14 protein-coding genes are annotated in these 18,091 nt (G+C 70.5%); 7 read left to right on the forward strand and 7 right to left on the reverse strand.

Annotated features, from left to right (window positions below; genetic code table 11):
• Positions 1-19 precede the first annotated feature (19 nt).
• From OHA25_RS13945 to OHA25_RS13965, 5 genes are all read right to left on the reverse strand, one after another.
• Positions 20-310: a helix-turn-helix domain-containing protein gene (locus OHA25_RS13945; RefSeq protein ID WP_327587977.1), complete on the reverse strand. Its 291-nt coding sequence runs from the start codon at positions 308-310 to the stop codon at positions 20-22.
• Positions 307-3,150, reverse strand: coding sequence for a helix-turn-helix transcriptional regulator (locus tag OHA25_RS13950; RefSeq protein WP_327587978.1), 2,844 nt, complete (start codon positions 3,148-3,150; stop codon positions 307-309). The genes OHA25_RS13945 and OHA25_RS13950 overlap by 4 nt, the downstream gene beginning before the upstream one ends.
• Before the next feature lie 139 nt (positions 3,151-3,289).
• On the reverse strand, positions 3,290-5,953 hold the full coding sequence (locus tag OHA25_RS13955) for an ATP-binding protein (RefSeq protein ID WP_327587979.1): 2,664 nt from the start codon (positions 5,951-5,953) through the stop codon (positions 3,290-3,292).
• 231 nt (positions 5,954-6,184) lie between these two features.
• Positions 6,185-6,364: a WhiB family transcriptional regulator gene (locus tag OHA25_RS61315; RefSeq protein WP_442942109.1), complete on the reverse strand. Its 180-nt coding sequence runs from the start codon at positions 6,362-6,364 to the stop codon at positions 6,185-6,187.
• Complete coding sequence (locus tag OHA25_RS13965; protein WP_327587980.1) at positions 6,361-6,585, reverse strand: hypothetical protein; 225 nt, start codon at positions 6,583-6,585, stop codon at positions 6,361-6,363. Before OHA25_RS13965 ends, OHA25_RS61315 begins: the two co-directional genes overlap by 4 nt.
• Before the next feature lie 512 nt (positions 6,586-7,097).
• On the opposite strand from OHA25_RS13965, the gene OHA25_RS13970 reads away from it, so the two are divergent.
• Positions 7,098-9,836 carry a cation-translocating P-type ATPase gene (locus tag OHA25_RS13970; protein WP_327587981.1) on the forward strand — a complete coding sequence of 913 codons (2,739 nt, stop codon included), beginning with the start codon at positions 7,098-7,100 and terminating at the stop codon, positions 9,834-9,836.
• 143 nt (positions 9,837-9,979) lie between these two features.
• On the opposite strand, the gene OHA25_RS13975 is transcribed toward OHA25_RS13970, so the two are convergent.
• On the reverse strand, positions 9,980-10,348 hold the full coding sequence (locus OHA25_RS13975) for a hypothetical protein (RefSeq protein WP_327587982.1): 369 nt from the start codon (positions 10,346-10,348) through the stop codon (positions 9,980-9,982).
• Positions 10,349-10,352: 4 nt separating this feature from the next.
• Positions 10,353-11,876: a cytochrome bc1 complex cytochrome b subunit gene (qcrB, locus tag OHA25_RS13980; protein ID WP_327590974.1), complete on the reverse strand. Its 1,524-nt coding sequence runs from the start codon at positions 11,874-11,876 to the stop codon at positions 10,353-10,355.
• 198 nt (positions 11,877-12,074) lie between these two features.
• On the opposite strand from qcrB, the gene OHA25_RS13985 reads away from it, so the two are divergent.
• From OHA25_RS13985 to OHA25_RS14010, 6 genes are all read left to right on the forward strand, one after another.
• Complete coding sequence (locus OHA25_RS13985) at positions 12,075-12,566, forward strand: hypothetical protein (protein ID WP_327587983.1); 492 nt, start codon at positions 12,075-12,077, stop codon at positions 12,564-12,566.
• 123 nt (positions 12,567-12,689) lie between these two features.
• Positions 12,690-13,130 (forward strand): cupin domain-containing protein, encoded by a 441-nt coding sequence (locus tag OHA25_RS13990; protein ID WP_327587984.1) that lies wholly within the window; start codon positions 12,690-12,692, stop codon positions 13,128-13,130.
• A 267-nt stretch (positions 13,131-13,397) separates the two neighbouring features.
• Positions 13,398-14,825: an amino acid permease gene (locus tag OHA25_RS13995; RefSeq protein ID WP_327587985.1), complete on the forward strand. Its 1,428-nt coding sequence runs from the start codon at positions 13,398-13,400 to the stop codon at positions 14,823-14,825.
• Positions 14,822-16,093, forward strand: coding sequence for an arginine deiminase (locus OHA25_RS14000; RefSeq protein ID WP_327587986.1), 1,272 nt, complete (start codon positions 14,822-14,824; stop codon positions 16,091-16,093). The genes OHA25_RS13995 and OHA25_RS14000 overlap by 4 nt, the downstream gene beginning before the upstream one ends.
• Positions 16,090-17,091, forward strand: coding sequence for an ornithine carbamoyltransferase (gene argF, locus OHA25_RS14005; protein WP_327587987.1), 1,002 nt, complete (start codon positions 16,090-16,092; stop codon positions 17,089-17,091). The genes OHA25_RS14000 and argF overlap by 4 nt, the downstream gene beginning before the upstream one ends.
• A 1-nt stretch (position 17,092) precedes the next feature.
• A complete protein-coding gene (locus tag OHA25_RS14010; protein WP_327587988.1) occupies positions 17,093-18,055 on the forward strand; it encodes a carbamate kinase in 963 nt (320 codons plus the stop codon).
• The last annotated feature ends 36 nt before the right edge of the window (positions 18,056-18,091 follow it).

The raw sequence follows: 18,091 nt of genomic DNA on the forward strand, positions 1-18,091 counted from the left end.
GGGCAGCAAGGAGGACAGTTCAGAGGCCCGATGGCCGGGTGGGCAACGGTTCGATCAGGTCCTCCATGGTGCAGTCCAGGATGTCCAGCAGCGCCATCAACGTACGGAGGCTCAGCCGCTCCGGCCTCTCCGTGACCAGCCGGTACACCTGGCTCGGCGACAGCTCGATGCCACGCTCGGCCAGCAGCGGACGCAAGCCGGTGGTGGAGAACATGCCGCGACCGGCCATGACCTCCCGCAGATGCCACCGGTAGTCCAGCTTGCAGGTCATCTCGTGGGCCTCCCCCGCCGCCGCCCTGTCACCGGTCATGCGATGCCTTGGAGCTGGCTACGAGAGGTGATGCCCAGCTTGGCGAAGACCTTGCCAAGGTGGTATTCGACGGTGCGGGGGCTGACATACATGCGACTGGCGATCTCCTTGTTCGTCAGGCCCTCGCGGGCCAGCCTCACGATCTGCGTTTCCTGCGGCGTGAGCTGGCCGGCGGATTCGACCGTACGCCTGCGGACGGTCTCTCCGGTCGCCGCCAACTCGCGCTCCGCCCGGCCGGCGAATCCCTCCATGCCCATGGCCACGAACAGCTCGTGGGCGGTGCACAACTGCTCGCGGGCGTCGAGCCGGCGCCGCTCGCGGCGCAGCCATTCGCCGTAGACCAAGTGGGAGCGGGCGAGGTCGACGCGCATGCGGGTCCGGCCAAGCCGGTCGATCGCCTCGCGATAGTGGCCGTCGGCCTCCTCGCCTTGGCTGAGCAGCGCCCGCGACCGGGCCTCGACCCCGAGAGCCCAGTCGGTCCCGCTCGCCTGAGTCGTCAGGACGAGGTGCTCGAGCGCACGGGCGGCGAGCTCGCGCTCGCCGCTGTAGACCGCCGCCTCGACGAGCTCGGCCGGCGCCCAATGTGCCGCGGCACCCGGCGAAGGGTGGTACGCGCAGGCGCGTTCGGCGGACACCCGGGCTTCCTCGTACTGGCCGAGGCTGTTGTGGAGTACGGCTCGCAGCCACTGGCTGACCGACACGGTGGATCCCTCGCCGCGGGATGCCGCCTCGCTCATCAGGGCATTGGCCAGTTGTTCCGTCTCGGCCTGCCGTCCCCGCCACGCTGCCAGAGCAAGGGCGCCGCCCACCGGTCCCTGGTAGCCGAAGCCGGCCCGGACACCGGCCGCGGCGACGAGCCTCTGTATCTCCTCGTTCACCGACGCCGCCTCGTCCAGTTCCCCCTCGAAGATGAGCGGTACGAGACGCGTGCTCCACGCCAGGGGCAGCACGGCGAGCGCGCCGGTGTCACGGACCAGACGGACGTGGCGATCCGCCAGTGCGCGAACCGACCTGTCATCCCACAGGGCCACGGCGATGGTCTGGGCGGCCCATAGCCAGCGGGACTCCTCTGCGGCGGAGATGTCCTCGCCCAAGAAGGAGGCCAGGGCCCGCCGCATGGCCGGAGCCGCGCTCCGCGCGTCCTGCGTGAAGTGCCGGGCCAGGGCGTCGAGGAGGCGGTCGGCGACCCGGAGGGTGGCGGGCGCGGGTGGCGCCGCGCGGGTGGCCGCCGCGACTTCTACGAGGCTGCGGCCCTTGTCCGGGACGGCGCCGATCGCGGCGGACAACGCTTGCAGATACGTGTCGCGGGCCAGTCCGGTGTCCAGGGGCTCGACGCGTCTGGCGGCTTCGAGCAGCATCGGCGCGGCGGATCTGCCGTGATTCGAGGTGCTCGCGATCTCTGCGCGCAGGAGTTCCGCATGGGCGAGTCGCAGCTCGTCCAGCGGCCCGGCCTGGGCCGAGGCCAGCAGCGCCAGGGCCGGCTCGGGAGCGCCGGCCAGGTGCTTGGCCCGTGCGGCGGCCAGCGCGCGCTCTGCCCGGCGCCGGGGGTCGGGCGTGAGCTCGGCTGCCCGCGCCAAGAAGGAGCCGACGGCCGCCAGGCCACCGCGCGCCTGCGCACGTCCGGCCGAGCGTTCGAGTTCAGCGGCGACCTCCTCATCCGGCTCGGCGGTGCTGTGCGCACGGTGCCAGGCGCGCCGATCCGGATCGGCGTCGACATCGGTCGCCTCCGCCAGCGCCCGATGCACCCTCCGGCGTTCCTCAGGCAAGGCCGCCCGGTACACCGCCGAACGCATCAGCGGATGCCGGAACCGCACGCGGACACCGATGACGATCATGTCGGTCACGGCGCCGGCCACCGCCATGCCGAGGCCGAGCCGCGCGGCCGCACGCCACAGCAGCGCCGCGTCGCCGAGCGGGTCGGCGGCCGCCAGCAGCAACAGTCGCCGGGTGTGCGCGGGCATGCCTCCCAGTTGTCGCTGGAAGCCGCCCTCGATACGGCCCGAAAGCGTCTGCGCGGCCGGCGGCCCGAACCCGCCCGCCAGTTCGGGGCGGGTGAACTCACCTACCAGCTCCAGCAGCGCCAGCGGGTTGCCACGGGCCTCGGCGACCAGCCGATCCTGTATCTGTTCGTCCAGGGGGCCGGGAACCACCGAGCGCAGCAGAGCCCGGGCATCGCCGGCGGACAGGCCTGGGACGTCCATCACCGGCAGCCCGGACAGCTCGCTGGGGTCGCGTACCGCGAACACGCAGGCCACCGACTCCGCGAAAAGCCGTCGGGCGACGAAGGCGAGCACCTGCGCGGAAGCATGGTCCAGCCACTGGGCATCGTCGATCACGCACACCAGCGGACGCTCGTCGGCCGCCGCCGCGAGCAGGCCGAGGACGGCCAAGCCGAGGAGCAAGCGGTCCGGCGCCGGCCCGGCGCGTAGCCCGAACGCCGCGTCGAGCGCGTCGCGCTGTGGTTCCGGCAGGCCGTCCACCAGGTCCAACATCGGCGCGCAGAGCGAGTACAGCGCCGCGAACGCGACCTCCATCTCCGACTGAACACCCGCGGCGCACACCACCCGGCAACCGGAAGCCCGCTCGGTCAGGTGCTCCAACAGCGCCGACTTTCCCACCCCCGCCTCACCGCGCAGCACCAGCGCCCGGCTCTGGCCGACCCGAACCGCGGCGAGCAACCGATCGAGCGCCTCACACTCGGCCCGCCGGCCCAGCAGGCCGGCGTTTGCACTGGGACGGTGAAACCTGCCGGGCAGGCCGTCGACGCTGCCCCACGTCGAGAGTCCCCTGCCGTGACCGCCCACGTTCCCGTGAAGATCGAGGCTCGACTTGCCAACCACCCCGGAATCACCCCCCCGCCACATCTCTTGAATGTTCAAGAACGTACGGGTGGTTGATGGGGGTCTGCGTACGTAGGAGTACGTAAAGGTGCGAGAGCGTGCCCGGACGCCGTTCCGGCACCGCCGCGGCCTGCCTTCGTCAGAACGGCCGTTCGGCCATCATCGCAGCCAGTTCGCTGCGCGACTTGACCCCGACCTTCGGGTAGATCCGATAGAGGTGGGTGGTGACCGTGCGCGGAGACAAGAACAGCCGTTCGGCGATCTCCCGGTTACTCAGCCCGTCGGCCGCGAGCCGCGCGATCTGCTGCTCCTGCGGGGTCAGCGCGTCGAGGGCGTCCATCGGCTTGCGCCGGGATTCGCCTGTGGCCCGCAGCTCGGCCCGTGCCCGTTCCGCCCACGGCGCCGCCCCGAGCGCGTCGAACGCGGCGGCGGCGGCACGCAGCAGCGGCCGTGACTCCGCCGCCTGTCGCTGCCTGCGCAACCATCCGCCGTACGTGAGCTGCAGGCGGGCCCGCTCGAACGGCCAGTCACGCAGGTCCGCGGCGATCGCGGCCTCGTACGTCGCCGCGTCGTCGGCCAGCACGGCTTCGGCGTGACGCAGTCCCATGATGAGGACGGGCGAGCGGCTCCGCTCGGCGATCGGGGTCAGCTCGGCCACCACGGCGCGGACCTCGTCGAGCGCGCCACAGTGCGCCGCCGCCTCGGTGAGGTGCCCGATGAGGGTGAACCGCAGGTAGGGGTGGTAGGCGACGTCGCCCGGGTCGAACACCCGGTGCAGATGCCCGAACGCCTCCTCGAACCGGCCGGCGGCGATCGCGTTGATGCCGCGGATGCGTTGCGTCAGCGACAGCATCGCATGCATGCCGGCCGTGAACAGCGTCTTCTCGATGACATCCGCGATCTCGGCGGCGATCTCGCCGTTGCCGCGCAGCGCCTCGGCCATGCCGAGTTGCAGCCGGGCCTGCAGCGCCCAGACCGGCTGCCTGGTCTCGGTGGCCAGCGCCACGCACTCCGTCGCGGCGGACACGGCCGTCCGCGCGTCGCCGGCGGTGGCCGCGTTGTAGGCCAGGCTCGTCAGGGCCTGTGTCAGCAGGCCGATCCGCCCCTGCTTCCGCAGCGCGTCCGCGCTGGCCGCCAGGAGCGTGTTCGACAGGGTGTACGCGCCCAGCGCGGACGCCGCGAAGCCGAGGTCATAGCGCTGCCGCGGGGTCAGATCCAGCCGGTGTTGTGCCGCCGTCAGCGCTTCGAGGCAGGCCGCCCCGCGCTCGACGGGCGCGACCTCGGCCAGCGCGCAGACCACTCGGGTGTCGCCCTCCGGTGCGTCGATCAGCTCCGCGACGTCCACGAACCGGAGCCTGGTGGCGTCGTCGGGGTTGGACCAGTAGAACCGCAGGCCGATGCCGGCGAGCGACTCCAGCGTGAGCTCGATGTCGCCGGTGCTCCGCATGGTGTTGATGAGCTCGAGGTAGACGCCCAGCCGCGAGCTGCCGGTCCAGCCGGTGCCGAGCAGCGCCTCCCGGTACCACGACAGCCGCGCCAGGTCCGCCGGGCGCAGCTGGGACTCGTCCACCAGCTCGAGCAGGCGGCGTACGGCTGCGTCGTCGCCCTGCTCGTCCGCCGTCAGCGCGGCCCACAGCAGCCGGCTTCCGCGCTCCTGCGGGTCCTCGCTGAGCTGCGCCGCCCGCTCCATCGCGGCCAGCGCGGTCGCCACGGCCTGGGCGTGGCGGGCTCGCGTGGCCACGGCGGCCAGGTCCGCGGCGAGGGTCTCGTCGGGGCCGGTCGCCGCGGCCGCGCGGTGCCACACCCGCCGATTGTCGCCGGCCACGACCGCCGCGAGGCAGGCATGCGCCCGCCGCCGCTGCGCCGCGCTCGCCGACTGCTGCAAGGCCGAGCGCAACAGCGGGTGCCGGAACCGCAACCGGTATTGCTCGTCCACGCTGACCAGCCGGCTGACCACGGCCGGCTCCATGTCGTCGGCCGTGACCGGCCGGTCTTCGAGCTTGGATGCCGCCGCGAGCATCTCATCGAGGTCGTCGCCATCGTCCAACGCCGCCACGAGCAGCAGCGCACGCGTCGCCGCAGGCAGCTCGCCGACCAGGCCGGCGAACGTCCGCTCCACCCGGGTGCTCAGCGGAAGGCGTGACGGCAGCAGCGCGGCGCCGCCGGAGCGGGCGGCCAGTCCGCCGAGCTCGACCACTCCGAGGGGGTTGCCCGCCGACACGCCGAGCACACGTTCGCGCAGGGCAGGCGAGAGCCCGGGCGCGACCTGGTCGAGCAAGGTCCCTGCATGGTCCGCTTCCAGCGGCTCGAGCCGCAGCTCCGGCAGCGCCGCGGCGGTGAGGAGCCGGTCGACGTCCTCTCCGTCGCGCGCCGTCAGCACGAGCGCGACCGGGTCGGACTCCAGCCGCCGGGCAACGAAGGCCAGCACCTCCCAGCTCGCCCGGTCCAGCCAGTGGGCGTCCTCCACGGCCAGCAGGACCGGCTTGTCCAGGCCGCCGAGCAGGTCGAGCACCTCGACGCCGACCCGGAACGGGGACTCGCCCTCGACCGCGCCGAACTCCGGGCGCAGCCGGCGGAACAGATGCCCGACCCCGGCGTACGGCAGTTGCACCTCGGCCTGCACGCCCACGGTGGTCAGCACTCGCATCCCGCGGACCTCGGCCAGCGCACAGGCTTCGCCCCACAGCGCGGACTTGCCGATCCCGGCCTCTCCCCGCACCACGAGGGCGCTACCACGGTGCTGCGTGGCCTCATCCAGCACGGCGGTCAGCGCCTGGATCTGCGCCGCCCGTCCGACGATCACCCGGGGCCCCCGCCCGGCGCGCGGCGGACCCGTCCCGACGGCCCTTCGACCCCTCTGGCCACGCACGCACCCCTTCCATCTGACGCGAGAATCATTCATCAGATGCAAGGAGCGGTGCAACACGAGCACCCGGCCGACCGCCGTTGCCACGTCGTCACCCGCCATCGACTGGAACCGCACCGGCGCCATGGGCACCTTGCCATCGCCCGCGATGGCGCGGATGACGGATGGTCACGCCGTTGCCTGCAGGCGGTGGGCGCGTAGCCGGCGGCGTTCTGCGGGGGTGGTGCCGCCCCACACGCCGTCCGGCTCGCCGGTGCGCAGGGCCCAGTCGAGGCAGGCCGGCGATCGTGGGTCGCGGTGCCGGTGAGTCTGGTAGAGGGTCATGATCGCCACCTGGTGAACGTTCATGTCCGGAACGGGAAGGAGCCGTTCTCCAGCTCCGTGATCGCGGCCAGAATGCCGCGCAGCCCCACTCGCTCGCGCTCGATGTCGGTCGGATCGAGCAGCCACTCGGTGACCGGCAGATCGTGGGCGTTCTGCGAGTGACTCAGCTCGGCCATGGTCAGTGCGACCGTGACCACGTTTTTGAGCTCGTACAGGAAGGTGTTCTCACCGGTCGGACCGCTCATCTTTCCTCCGAACGTGCTTGCGTGGATGGATCTGCCTCATCGAGTGACCGGGAATGGGATCAAAGGCTCAGGGAGCCGACAGGTGGGCCATCGGCCACGACTTCGTGGCCGCGGCGACCGCGAGAGGCCAGGCGGACGAGCCACGTGCTTGCCGGGTTGGGTCTCCCCGCCCGGTTGCCAGAACGTCTGCCCGGCCCTTAAGACCAGGGAGCCGGTCCTGTTGTGACGCCCTCAGGGCGATCATGGGAAAGCAGCGGCCGATCTGGCGACCTCGGCCGGCGGCGCCGTCTTGTCCACTCCCGCCTCACCGCGCAGCACCAGCGCGCGGCTCTCGCCCCTTCGGACAGCATCTTGCAGCCGGCGAAGGCTGGCGACACCTCGACCCGGCTCCGGTCAGTCGACACGACCCACTGAAGGGACCTGTCACAACGCGCACGGTTGTCCCGGTCTTAGGAGGTGAGCCGACCTTCGCATCCCCCTTCTTCAGGCGCAGCCAACGGAGGACTGACCACATGATGGAACCGGATCAGACGCCGTGGCACGCGCTGCCGGTCGGCGACGTCGCCGTCATGCTCCAAGCGGCGGCCCCGGACCAGGGCTTGTCAACCGGTGAGGCGGCGCGACGACTCGAGCGCTACGGCCCCAACCAACTGCGGGAGGCGGCCCGCGAACCGCGCTGGCGAGTGTTCCTGCGTCAGTTCCAGGACTTGATGATCGTGATCTTGCTGATCGCGGCCGTGGTCAGCCTGCTGATCTCGCGCGAGTGGGAGACCCCGCTCGCGATCTCCGTGGTCGTGCTGCTGAACGCCGCCATCGGCTTCGTTCAGGAATCCCGCGCCGAAGCCTCGCTGGAGGCGCTGCGCAAGATGACCTCCACTGTTGCGACCGTCCGGCGCGACGGCCGGCTCGCCCGCCTGGACGCCAAGGAGCTGGTTCCGGGTGACGTGGTGGTCGTCGAGGCCGGAGACCGAGTGCCGGCGGATGGGCGGCTGCTGTCCGCGGCCTCTCTGGAGGTGCGGGAGGCGGAGCTGACCGGAGAGGCGCAGCCGGTCGCCAAGTCCGCGATCGGCCGCGTCGAGGAGGGGGCGCCGCTGGCCGACCGTACGAATGCGTTGTTCATGAACACCTCGGTCACCCGCGGCCGGGGCGACATGCTCGTCACAGCCACCGGCATGGCGACCGAGACCGGCCGGATCGCCGGCCTGCTCGCCGTGGCCGAACCCGCCCCGACCCCGCTGCAACGGCAGATCAGCTCACTCAGCCGAACCCTGGCGCTCATCTCCGCCGTCGTGGTGGTCATCGTGGTCGTGCTCGGACTGGTACGCGGGCAGGAGTTCGGGGTGCTGTTCGTCACCGCGGTCTCGCTGGCCGTGGCCGCCATCCCCGAGGGGCTGCCGGCGGTGGTGGCGTTCACCCTGGCCATGGGCACCGACCGGCTCGCCCGCCGCGGCGCCATCGTCAAGCGGCTGTCCTCGGTGGAGACCCTCGGCAGCACCTCGCAGATCTGCACCGACAAGACCGGCACGCTGACCCTGAACCAGATGACCGCCCGGGAGCTCATCCTCGCGGGGCGGCGCTTCACCGTCTCCGGTCATGGCTACGCCATCGACGGACGGATCCGCTCCACCGACGGCCGCCCGCCACCGGACACCCTGGACCAGGCGTTGATCGCGATGGCGCTGTGCACCGACGCCGTGCTCCGCGAGGACGAGGAGGTGGTCGGCGACCCCACCGAGGCCGCCCTGGTCGTGCTCGCCGAAAAGGGCGGCGTCGACGTCGCGGCACTGCGCCAACAGCGCCCGCGTCTGGCCGAGATCCCGTTCGACGCGGACTACAAGTTCATGGCCACCTTCCACCACTGGACCGGCGATGACGGCCGGCCGATCGTGCGCTGCTTCATCAAGGGCGCGCCGGACGTCCTGGCCGCACGCGCCACCCACTACCTCGGCCCGGACGGCATTACCGACATCGACCCGCAGGCCCGGCGACGCTACGACGAAGCCAATGCGACCCTGGCCGAACAGGGCCGCCGGGTGCTGGCCATGGCTCGCCAAGACTTCCCCGCCGACGGCTTCGACGCCGGCGGCGATGCGATGAAGCTGCTGGACCGCATCGTCCTCATCGCCCTGGTCGGCATCGTCGACCCGCCGAGGCCGCAGGCACGCCAGGCCATCCAGCAGTGCCATGACGCGGGCATCCGCGTCCGCATGATCACCGGTGATCACGCGGTGACGGCCGCGGCCATCGCCCGCGACCTCGCCATCCCCGGCCAAGCCGTCACCGGCGCCGAACTCGACCAGATCCCCGACGACGCCGAGCTGGCCCGCCGCCTGGACGACATCGGAGTCATCGCCCGGGTCTCACCCGAGCACAAGCTCCGCATCGTCGGCGCCCTGCAGGCCCGCGGCGACGTGGTCGCGATGACCGGCGACGGTGTCAACGACGCCCCCGCGCTACGCAAGGCGGACATGGGCGTCGCCATGGGCCTGACCGGAACGGAGGTGACCAAGGAAGCGGCGACCATGGTGCTCACCGACGACAACTTCGCCACCATCGTGGGAGCCGTACGCGAAGGGCGCGGCGTCTACGACAACATCGTCAAGTTCACCCGCTTCCAGGTCTCCACCGCGCTCGGCTTCGTGCTGACGTTCCTGATCACCTCACTGACCGGCATCGCCGAGGGCGCCCCGTTCACCGCCCTGCAGATCCTCTTCGTCAACCTCGTCATGGACGGCCCGCCGGCGATGTCGCTCGGCGTCGACCCGGTCAGCCCGGACGCGATGAGCCGGCCACCCCGCCCTGCACGCGAACCCATCCTCACCAGGGAGCGCCTCATTCGCATCCTGCTGACCAGTGCCGTCATGGCGACGGGCACCGCCGCCATCCTCGCCTGGGCACCTGGGCCCGCGCCTGCCGTGGGTCAGGCCGGCGTCGCGGGCACGATGGCGCTCGTCACCTTCGTCTTCTTCCAGGCGTTCAACCTGCTCACCGTCCGCCACCCCACCCGCAGCCTGTTCCACCGCGAAACCCTGCACAACGCCAACCCACTGATCGCCGCCCTCGCGGTCGTCTCCCTGCTGCTGCTCATCGTCGAACTGGACGCCCTGCACGGCTTCTTCACCACCACCGATCTCACCTTTGGCCAGTGGCTGATCTGCCTGGCCGTCGGCTCGGTCATCCTGTGGGTCGGCGAACTCGTCAAAGCCCTGCTCCGCGCCCGCGACCGCCGTCAAAGCGCCCACGGCGCGTGAGCCCTCCGACCAGCCTCCGGGTGGCCCTCGCCGCGACGCTGCCTCGGCTGGGCCACCGATCAGGGAGCGTCAGGTCGTAGTCGCGGGGCCGATCTCCGAGTTCGTCAGCTCGCGCCGGGCACGTTCCGCGAACCCTTCGGCCCTCATCTGGCTGAGCATCTCGTACGCGATAGTTGCTCCCGGGCGTCGATGCGGCGGTTCTCCCGGCGCAGCCACTCGCCGTAGAGCAGCCGGGTGCGGGCGAGCGCCATCCGGACTTCGGTGCGGCTGAGCCGCTCGATCGCCTCACAGTACAGAGTCTCGGCGGCCGGTCCGATGCTCACCTGGGCACGCGCGCCCGCCGAGGTGCCGAGGGCCCAGTCGGTGCCACTGGCCTGTGCCATCTCGTCGAGTTGCTGGGCCGCGCTGTGGCCGCCCCCGAGGCCGCCGTGGGTGCCCAGGTACCCGGCTGCCGACCCGTACTGCGGACCGGAACGCCTTGAGTACCCGGCAGCTGGTTGGGCTTCACCCATCCTGTCAGCGGCTGCTCCAGGAGCGGTGGAGCGCCGCTCGGATCCGGTGTTTGGCCGGCGGCGGGACGTCCCCGTTGCTCACGGGCGGCAACGCGGGCGGGCTCTCGGGGGCGGGCGGCGCGAGCTTCGCCTTCGCTTCCTCGGTCGCCGGCCGTTCGACCTCGGTGAAGCCGCCGCCGGGGCCGCGTACGATCATGCCGGTCTCCACGCCGTGCACGACCATGTGTCGGTCCCGCGCTTGCAGCCCCAGGCAGATCCACCGGGTGACCACGTACGCCAGCACCGGCCCTGCCAGGATCGCCACCCGGAAGATCCACGTCGTCGCGTTCAGGGAGATGTGGAAGGTCGAGGCGATCAGGTCGTTGCCCCCGGACATCCACAGCACCCCGTAGTACACGATCCCCGCGACCCCGATCCCGGTCCGCGTCGGTACGTCGCGCGGCCGGTCGAGCAGATTGTGCACGGCCCGGTCACCGGTGACCCACCGCTCCACGAACGGATACAGCGCCAGCCCCGCGAACAGCAGCCCCGGCGCCGCCAGTGCGGGGATCAGCACACTCATGGTCACGGTGTGGCCGAACACGGTGAACTCCCATGGCGGCATGAGCCGCAGCGCGCCCTCCAGGAACCCCATGTACCAGTCGGGCTGGGAGCCCGCGCTGACCGTGCTGGGCACGTACGGCCCGTACAGCCAGATCGGGTTGATCTGGAACACCGTGGCCAGCAGCGCGATCACCCCGGTCACCCACAGGAGGAACGCCGTCGTCTTCGCCAGGAACGCGGGGTAGAACGGGTCCCCGCGCACCAAGTTCTCGTTCAGCCCTTTCGCCCGGAACTGCGTGTGCATCTGCCGCCACGTCAGCACCACCGCGTGCAGCGGCACCAGCACCAGCAGCAGGCCCGGGATGAGCAGCACGTGGAGGCTGTAGAGGCGGGAGATGATGTCATCGCCGGGGAACTCGCCGCCGAACAGGAACGTCGCCAGATACGTGCCCACCAGCGGCACCGACAGCGTGACCCCGTGCAGGATGCGCAGCCCGGCCCCGGACAGCAGGTCGTCGGGCAGCGAGTAGCCGAGCAGCCCGTTGAGCATCACCAGCCCGAACAGGGCCATGCCGATCAGCCAGTTCAGCTCGCGCGGCTTGCGGAAGGCGCCGGTGAAGAAGTTGCGCAGCAGGTGCGCCACGATCCCGCCGATGAAGATCAGCGTGCCCCAGTGGTGCATCTGCCGGACCAGCAGGCCGCCTCGCACGTCGAAGCTGATCTCCAAGGAGGACGCGTACGCCTGGCTCATCGTGACGCCGCGCAGCGGCACATAGGCGCCGTCGTAGACGACCTCCTCCATGGACGGCTTGAAGAAGAACGTGAGGAAGACGCCAGTGACCAGGACGACCACGAAGGCGTACAGGGCGATCTCGCCCAGCAGGAATGTCCAGTGGTTGGCGAAGGCCTTGCGCATCGCCCTGTTCAGGAAACCGGCGCCGCCGACACGATCGTCAAGCGTCTTGGCCAGTGAGCCGACCTTCATCGTCACCCCGCACCCGGCTCGGTTGCATTGTCACAGCCAACGACCGGATGGCCCGGCGATATGTGACACGCGGTGCCAGACATATCCCTGTCACAGCTTGCCGAGCTGTCCTGTCAGAGGGTGGTAACCACCACCATCGGCAAGGAGTGCCTCATGGATGCCCGCTTGAACGGCTCAGGTGAAAGTTGAGATCGCCTGATGCAGGCCTTCCTCCACACGGCGGGAGCATCGGTCGGCTGCGTCCTGGCCCTCGCCCCGGCCCTGCTGCCCTCCGCCCGTCCCACCAGAAGGTGGCCGCACGTCGTCATGGCGCTCGGCATGGCGGCCGGGCATCTGGGGGGTTTGTTCCTCTCCATCGCGGTGCTCGTGCTGCTGACCGCCGGCTGGCTCTGCGGCTCCTCCTCCCGCCGCGCCGAGATCGGGCATCACATCCAGGACTTCGTGGTCATGTCCCTGCTTTTGGTGCTGACGGCGTTCAGCGGGCCGCCTCTGACCGGTGCTTCGTCCGGGCACCTGCATGGGGGCGGTTCGCTCGCCACGGTGGCCCTGGTCATCGGGCTGGGCTGGACCTGCGCTCGGCTCATCCGTGTTCTGCCCGAGCCGAGCGCCGATCGAAGAGTGCTCAGCCAGGATGTGTGCTCGGCCGGAATGGCGGCCAGCATGGCCTTCATGGCCGCATTGGCCCTCTGATGTCGTTTGATGAAGTTTTCCTGCAGGCGAAATGTTCGGGGCGTTGTCACACGTCAGGGGTGCTGTCTTGTCTGAGCTGGTGCACGGCCGGATCGAGCCGGCCACTTCCCGGAAGGAAGCCTGATGAGCACCGATCACGCTCACGCTCACCACCTTGAGAACCCCGACAAGAGCGGGCCGCCGCCGAAGATCGACGTGGTTGCCACCGTGCCGGGGGCGCCGCCTGCGCCGGAGGGGGCCGAGGCGATGACGCTCCTGGTCACGTTGCCGCCGAACAGCCCTGGTGCGCCGCCGCACCGGCACTCCGGGCCGGCGTACGGGTTCGTGGTCAAGGGGGCCATCAACTTCGAGCTCGAAGGCGACCCCGTACGGGTTGTCCGGGCCGGTGAGGCGTTCTGGGAGCCCGGTGGGGACGTGATCCACTACCAGGACGGCAACCACCTCGCTGATGAGGAGTCGGCGTTCGTGGTGACGATGTTCTGCGCGCCTGGGCAGCCGATGTTGATCCCGGTCAGCCCGGAGGAGTTGGAGGCTCGGCGAGACCGTCGCGCGCCGCAGTCATGACCAAGGTCTCGTTGACTGCACTCGTTCGCGATCTGCTGACGCACCTCCTGCACGAGCACCAACGGCCATGGGCGCCAGATGAGCGTTGTCACCGTTCCGAGTCACTGCTTCGCCAGACACGCCTGGGGCGTGCGGTGTCACGAATCTGATGGCCGCCCGGTCCAAGTGGGCGAACCAATCCGATCAGTGGTGAGAGAGGTGGATCATGAGGGCTGCTTGTCACCGGAGACCGGCCTCAGGCGCCGGCATTCCCATGAGGAGCTCGTGATGAGCCATGACATCGGAGCGCCGCGGCAGACGGTCAGCGGCTCGCCGCCTCCGGACGCCAGCCGTCCTTCAGTCTCGGCCGGGCCGCCGACCGGGCGTGAGCCGGGTGAGCGCCGCTTCGGGCTCGGTACGGCGTCGGCGCTGGTGGTCGGCTCGGTCATCGGGACCGGAGTGTTCGCTCTGCCCTCCGCTTTGGCGGTGTTCGGTCCGATCTCGCTGGTGGCGTTCGGGCTCGTCACGATCGGTGCGATCGCGCTGGCGCTGACATTCCGCGATCTCGCGGTGCGCCTGCCCGGCGCGGGTGGCCCCTATGTCTACGCCCGCGACGCGTTCGGCGAGTTCGCCGGATTCCTCATCGCCTGGAGTTACTGGATCACTGCGTGGGCCGGGAACGCCGCGATCGTCGTGGCGTGGGTCGGCTATGTCGAGGTGTTCTGGAACACCGGGCACGAGATCGGGTGGTCGATCGTCATCGCGCTGGTCGGGCTGCTCCTGCCGGCGCTGGTCAACCTGATGGGCTTGCGCAGCTTCGCCGCGTTCCAGGTCGTCACGACTGTTCTGAAGTTCATCCCGCTGTTGTTCATGGCCACCATCGGCCTGCTGTTCATCAACACGGCGAACTTCGGCACATTCAATGCCAGTGGGACCTCCTGGCTCGGCGCGATCAGCGCCGCAGGAGCCATCGCCCTGTTCAGCTACCTGGGCATCGAGACCGCATCGGTCGCCGCGGCCCGGGTCCGGGACCCGAAGCGGAACGTCGGCCGAGCCACCGTGCTGGGCACCCTGGCCTGCGCCGCGGTCTACATCCTCGGCACCGTCACCGTTTTCGGCACCGTGGCGCACGACGACCTCGTCAGCTCCACCGCGCCCTTCACCGACGCGGCCAACGCCATCTTCGGTGGTCAGTGGGCGGGGGCCACGGTCGCCGCGGCAGCCGTCGTGTCCGGCTTCGGGGCGCTGGTCGGCTGGACCCTGATCGTGGCCGAGATGCCGCGGGCAGCGGCGCAGGACGGGTTGTTCCCGACCGCCTTCGCCAGGCAGAACCGTGCCGGCGTTCCCGTGTTCGGGATCGTCATCTCGACCCTGTTGGCCGCGGGACTCACCGTCGTCAGCTACACCAGCTTCGAGCAGGTGTTCACCACCGTGGTGCTCCTGTCGGTCCTCACCTCGGTCGTCCCGTACTTGCTGTCCGCCGCAGCACAGCTGTATTGGCTGCGCACCGGCGGCAAGCGGCTGCGGGTCAGGCATCTGGCTCGCGACGTCGTCGTCTCCGCGCTCGCCCTGGCGTTCGGGTTCTGGGCGCTCGCGGGGAGCGGCTACGCGGCCGTCTACTACGGGACGTTCTGCCTGCTGCTCGGCGTGCCGGTGTACGTGTGGGTCAAGGCCCGCCGCGGCGTGTACGGCGAGACCCCGGCGGTGACGCGATGACCACGAGCCAGGACATCGCGCTGAAGGTCGGCATCCATTCCGAGATCGGCCGGCTGCGGGAGGTCATCGTGCACCGGCCCGGACGGGAACTGGACCGGCTGACCCCGGACAACGCCGCCGGCCTGCTGTTCGACGACGTGCTCTGGGCAGACCGCGCGCGCCGCGAACACGACGAGTTCGTCGAGGTGATGAGAAGCCACGGCGTACGGGTGCACCTGTTCGCCGATCTGCTGGCACAGGCGCTCGCGACGGACGCCGGTCGGCACTTCGCCGTGAATCGCGTGTGCACCGACCAGCAGTTCGGGCCGGCTCTGGCTGCAGAGTTGCGGGCGCTGTTGTTGGACACCGACCCGGTCTCGCTGGCCGACTACCTGATCGGCGGGGTCCTGAAGTCGGACATCGACGTGCCCGGCAGGGCCAGCGTGGCGTGGCAAAGCCTCGGTACCGACGACTTCGTGCTCACCCCGCTGCCCAACACGCTGTTCCAACGCGACAACTCGGCGTGGATCGGACGGAGCGTCGCGGTCAACCCCATGGCCAAGTCGGCTCGGAGCCGTGAGTCGATCAACACCCGCACCGTCTACCGGCACCATCCGCTGTTCACCGACGCCGACTTCGTGACCGTCTACGGCGACGACGACCTCGCTCACGCCCCGGCCACGCTGGAGGGCGGCGACATCCACGTCATCGCCCGGGGCGTCGTCATGGTCGGAATGGGCGAGCGCACCACGCCGATGGGCATGGAGATGCTCGCCCGGCGGCTCTTCTCGGATGGCCACGCCCGCCGCGTCCTGGCCGTCGAGCTGCCCAAAGCCCGCTCGACGATGCACCTGGACACCGTGCTCACGATGGTCGACGTCGCCACCTTCGTGGCCTACCCCTACTTCGACCAGGCCGCGGCCCGGGTCTGGCTGCTCACCCCCGCCCCTGTCGGGAAGGGCGTGAACGTCCAGCACCTGATAGGGCTGACCGCCGGACTGCGCGAGGCGATCGAGGACGACGACGTCCGCGTCCTCACCGCCGTGGGGGACCGACGCGAGGCCGAGCGGGAGCAGTGGAACGACGCCGACAACTTCCTGGCGATCTCTCCCGGAGTGGTACTCGGATACGAGCGCAACACCGCGACCAACGCCATGCTGCGCGACCACGGCCTCGAGGTCATTCCTCTGGCCGGCAGCGAACTCGGCCGCGGACGCGGCGGCGCACGGTGCATGACCTGCCCCATCCTGCGCGACCCCGTACCCCTCTCCTCGAAGGAAACGCCATGACCCGCTCCGCGGCATCCCGCTCGTTGCTCACCGTGACCGACCTCGGCCGCGAGGGTTTCCTCGAGATGCTCGACCGCGCCGCGACGCTCAAGGAAGCCAAGAGGGCCGGACGCGAACGACCCGCATTGACCGGCCGCAACATCGCGCTGGTATTCCAGAAGGACTCCACCCGCACCCGATGCGCGTTCGAGGTGGCCGCGTACGACCAGGGCGCCCACGTCACCTACCTCGGACCGTCCGGGTCACACCTCGGCCGGGAGGAAAGCGTCGCGGACACCGCGCGGGTGCTGGGTGCGCTGTTCGACGGGATCGAGTTCCGGGGGTTCGCCCAGGAGACCGTCGAGGAGCTGGACCGGCACGCCGGCGTGCCGGTCTGGAACGGGCTCACCGACGAGTGGCACCCGACCCAGATGCTCGCCGACGTCCTCACCATGCGCGAACACCAGCCCGGCGGGATCGAGACGATCAGCTACTGCTTCACCGGCGACGGGCGCGGCAACATCGCCCGGTCGCTGCTCGTCACCGGGGCCATGCTCGGCATGGACGTACGGATCGCCGCACCCGACGAGCTGCGCCCTCCGGAACCACTGGTGAAGGAGGCCGAGCGCATGGCGCTGGCCAGCGGCGCCCGGGTGACCGTCACCGACGACCTGGCGACGGCGCTCGACGGCGCCGCCTTCGTCTACACCGACGTGTGGGTCAGCATGGGCGAGGCCGAAGCCGAGTGGGACCGGCGCGTTCCGCTGCTCACGCCCTACCGGGTCACGGCGGAGGTGATGGCCGCCACGGGCCGTCCCGACACGCGGTTCCTCCATTGCCTCCCGGCCGTGCACGACACCACCACCGAGCTCGGCCTGCGGATCCACCAGCGCTACGGACTCGTCGGGGCCGAGGTCACCGACGAGGTGTTCACCTCCGCCGCCTCCGTGGTCTTCCAGCAGGCGGAGAACCGGCTGCACACCATCAAGGCTCTGCTCGTCGCGGCGCTGGGAGAGTGACATGCTGCTTGTCGTCGCGTTGGGCGGGAACGCCCTGCTCGAGCGAGGCGAACGCCCCGATGCGGCGGTGCAACGGCAGCACGTGCGGTCCGCCGCCCGTGCGCTGGCGCCGCTCGCCGCCGAGCACACGCTCGTGCTCTGCCACGGCAACGGGCCGCAGATCGGGATGCTGGCCGTCGAGAGCGAGAACGACCCTGCCCTGGCCCACCCGTTCCCCCTCGACACGCTCGGTGCCCAGACGCAGGGCATGATCGGATACTGGCTGTCGCAGGAACTCGGCAACGCGGGCATGGCCCGGCCAGTTGTCACGATCGTCACGCAGACCGAGGTCGACGCGGATGATCCGGCGTTCCGCACCCCGACGAAGTTCGTCGGTCAAGGTTACCCAGAGCCGGTAGCCCGCAGATTCGCGCTGGAGCATGGGTGGACGGTTGCCCGGGATGGCCGGGCCTGGCGTCGGGTCGTCGCGTCCCCGTCACCCCGCCGGATCGTCGAACTTCCCACCATCCGGCAACTGGTCGCCGGCGGCACGACCGTGATCTGCGGCGGTGGGGGCGGAGTGCCTGTCCTCGCCAGGGACGGCGGGCGATTCGAGGGCGCGCAGGCCGTCGTCGACAAGGACCTCACGGCGGCGCTGCTGGCGATCGAACTGGGAGCCGACCGTCTCGTGGTGCTCACCGACGTCGACGCCGTCCGGCGTGACTTCGGCACCCCTCAGGAGCAACCGCTCTCGACGGTGGACGTCGGCGAGCTACGCGCCATGCGCTTCCCAGCCGGATCGATGGCACCGAAGATCGACGCCTGCATCCGGTTCGTCACCGCGACCGGACGGCCGGCGGCGATCGGAGCGCTGCGGGACGCGTCCGCGGTGCTGGCCGCCACGGCCGGAACCACCATCACGGCATCGACCGGCTCAGCGGGGACTCCGCACGCCGTCTCATCCGGTACGGCCCTGACGACCTGACCGTCGACGAAGCCGCTCGCAGTGGTACGGCGGGCC

The organism is Nonomuraea sp. NBC_00507 (assembly GCF_036013525.1).
In the GTDB taxonomy this organism is placed as follows: Bacteria; Actinomycetota; Actinomycetes; order Streptosporangiales; family Streptosporangiaceae; genus Nonomuraea.

Bases quoted from the DNA above. Each gene is read 5' to 3' on its own strand.
- OHA25_RS13945 (WP_327587977.1), bottom strand. From the start codon at position 310: ATGACCGGTGACAGGGCGGCGGCGGGGGAGGCCCACGAGATGACCTGC.
- OHA25_RS61315 (WP_442942109.1), bottom strand. From the start codon at position 6,364: ATGAACGTTCACCAGGTGGCGATCATGACCCTCTACCAGACTCACCGG.
- OHA25_RS13965 (WP_327587980.1), bottom strand. From the start codon at position 6,585: ATGAGCGGTCCGACCGGTGAGAACACCTTCCTGTACGAGCTCAAAAAC.
- OHA25_RS13970 (WP_327587981.1), top strand. From the start codon at position 7,098: ATGATGGAACCGGATCAGACGCCGTGGCACGCGCTGCCGGTCGGCGAC.
- OHA25_RS13975 (WP_327587982.1), bottom strand. From the start codon at position 10,348: ATGGGTGAAGCCCAACCAGCTGCCGGGTACTCAAGGCGTTCCGGTCCG.
- qcrB (WP_327590974.1), bottom strand. From the start codon at position 11,876: ATGAAGGTCGGCTCACTGGCCAAGACGCTTGACGATCGTGTCGGCGGC.
- OHA25_RS13985 (WP_327587983.1), top strand. From the start codon at position 12,075: ATGCAGGCCTTCCTCCACACGGCGGGAGCATCGGTCGGCTGCGTCCTG.
- OHA25_RS13990 (WP_327587984.1), top strand. From the start codon at position 12,690: ATGAGCACCGATCACGCTCACGCTCACCACCTTGAGAACCCCGACAAG.
- OHA25_RS13995 (WP_327587985.1), top strand. From the start codon at position 13,398: ATGAGCCATGACATCGGAGCGCCGCGGCAGACGGTCAGCGGCTCGCCG.
- OHA25_RS14000 (WP_327587986.1), top strand. From the start codon at position 14,822: ATGACCACGAGCCAGGACATCGCGCTGAAGGTCGGCATCCATTCCGAG.
- argF (WP_327587987.1), top strand. From the start codon at position 16,090: ATGACCCGCTCCGCGGCATCCCGCTCGTTGCTCACCGTGACCGACCTC.
- OHA25_RS14010 (WP_327587988.1), top strand. From the start codon at position 17,093: ATGCTGCTTGTCGTCGCGTTGGGCGGGAACGCCCTGCTCGAGCGAGGC.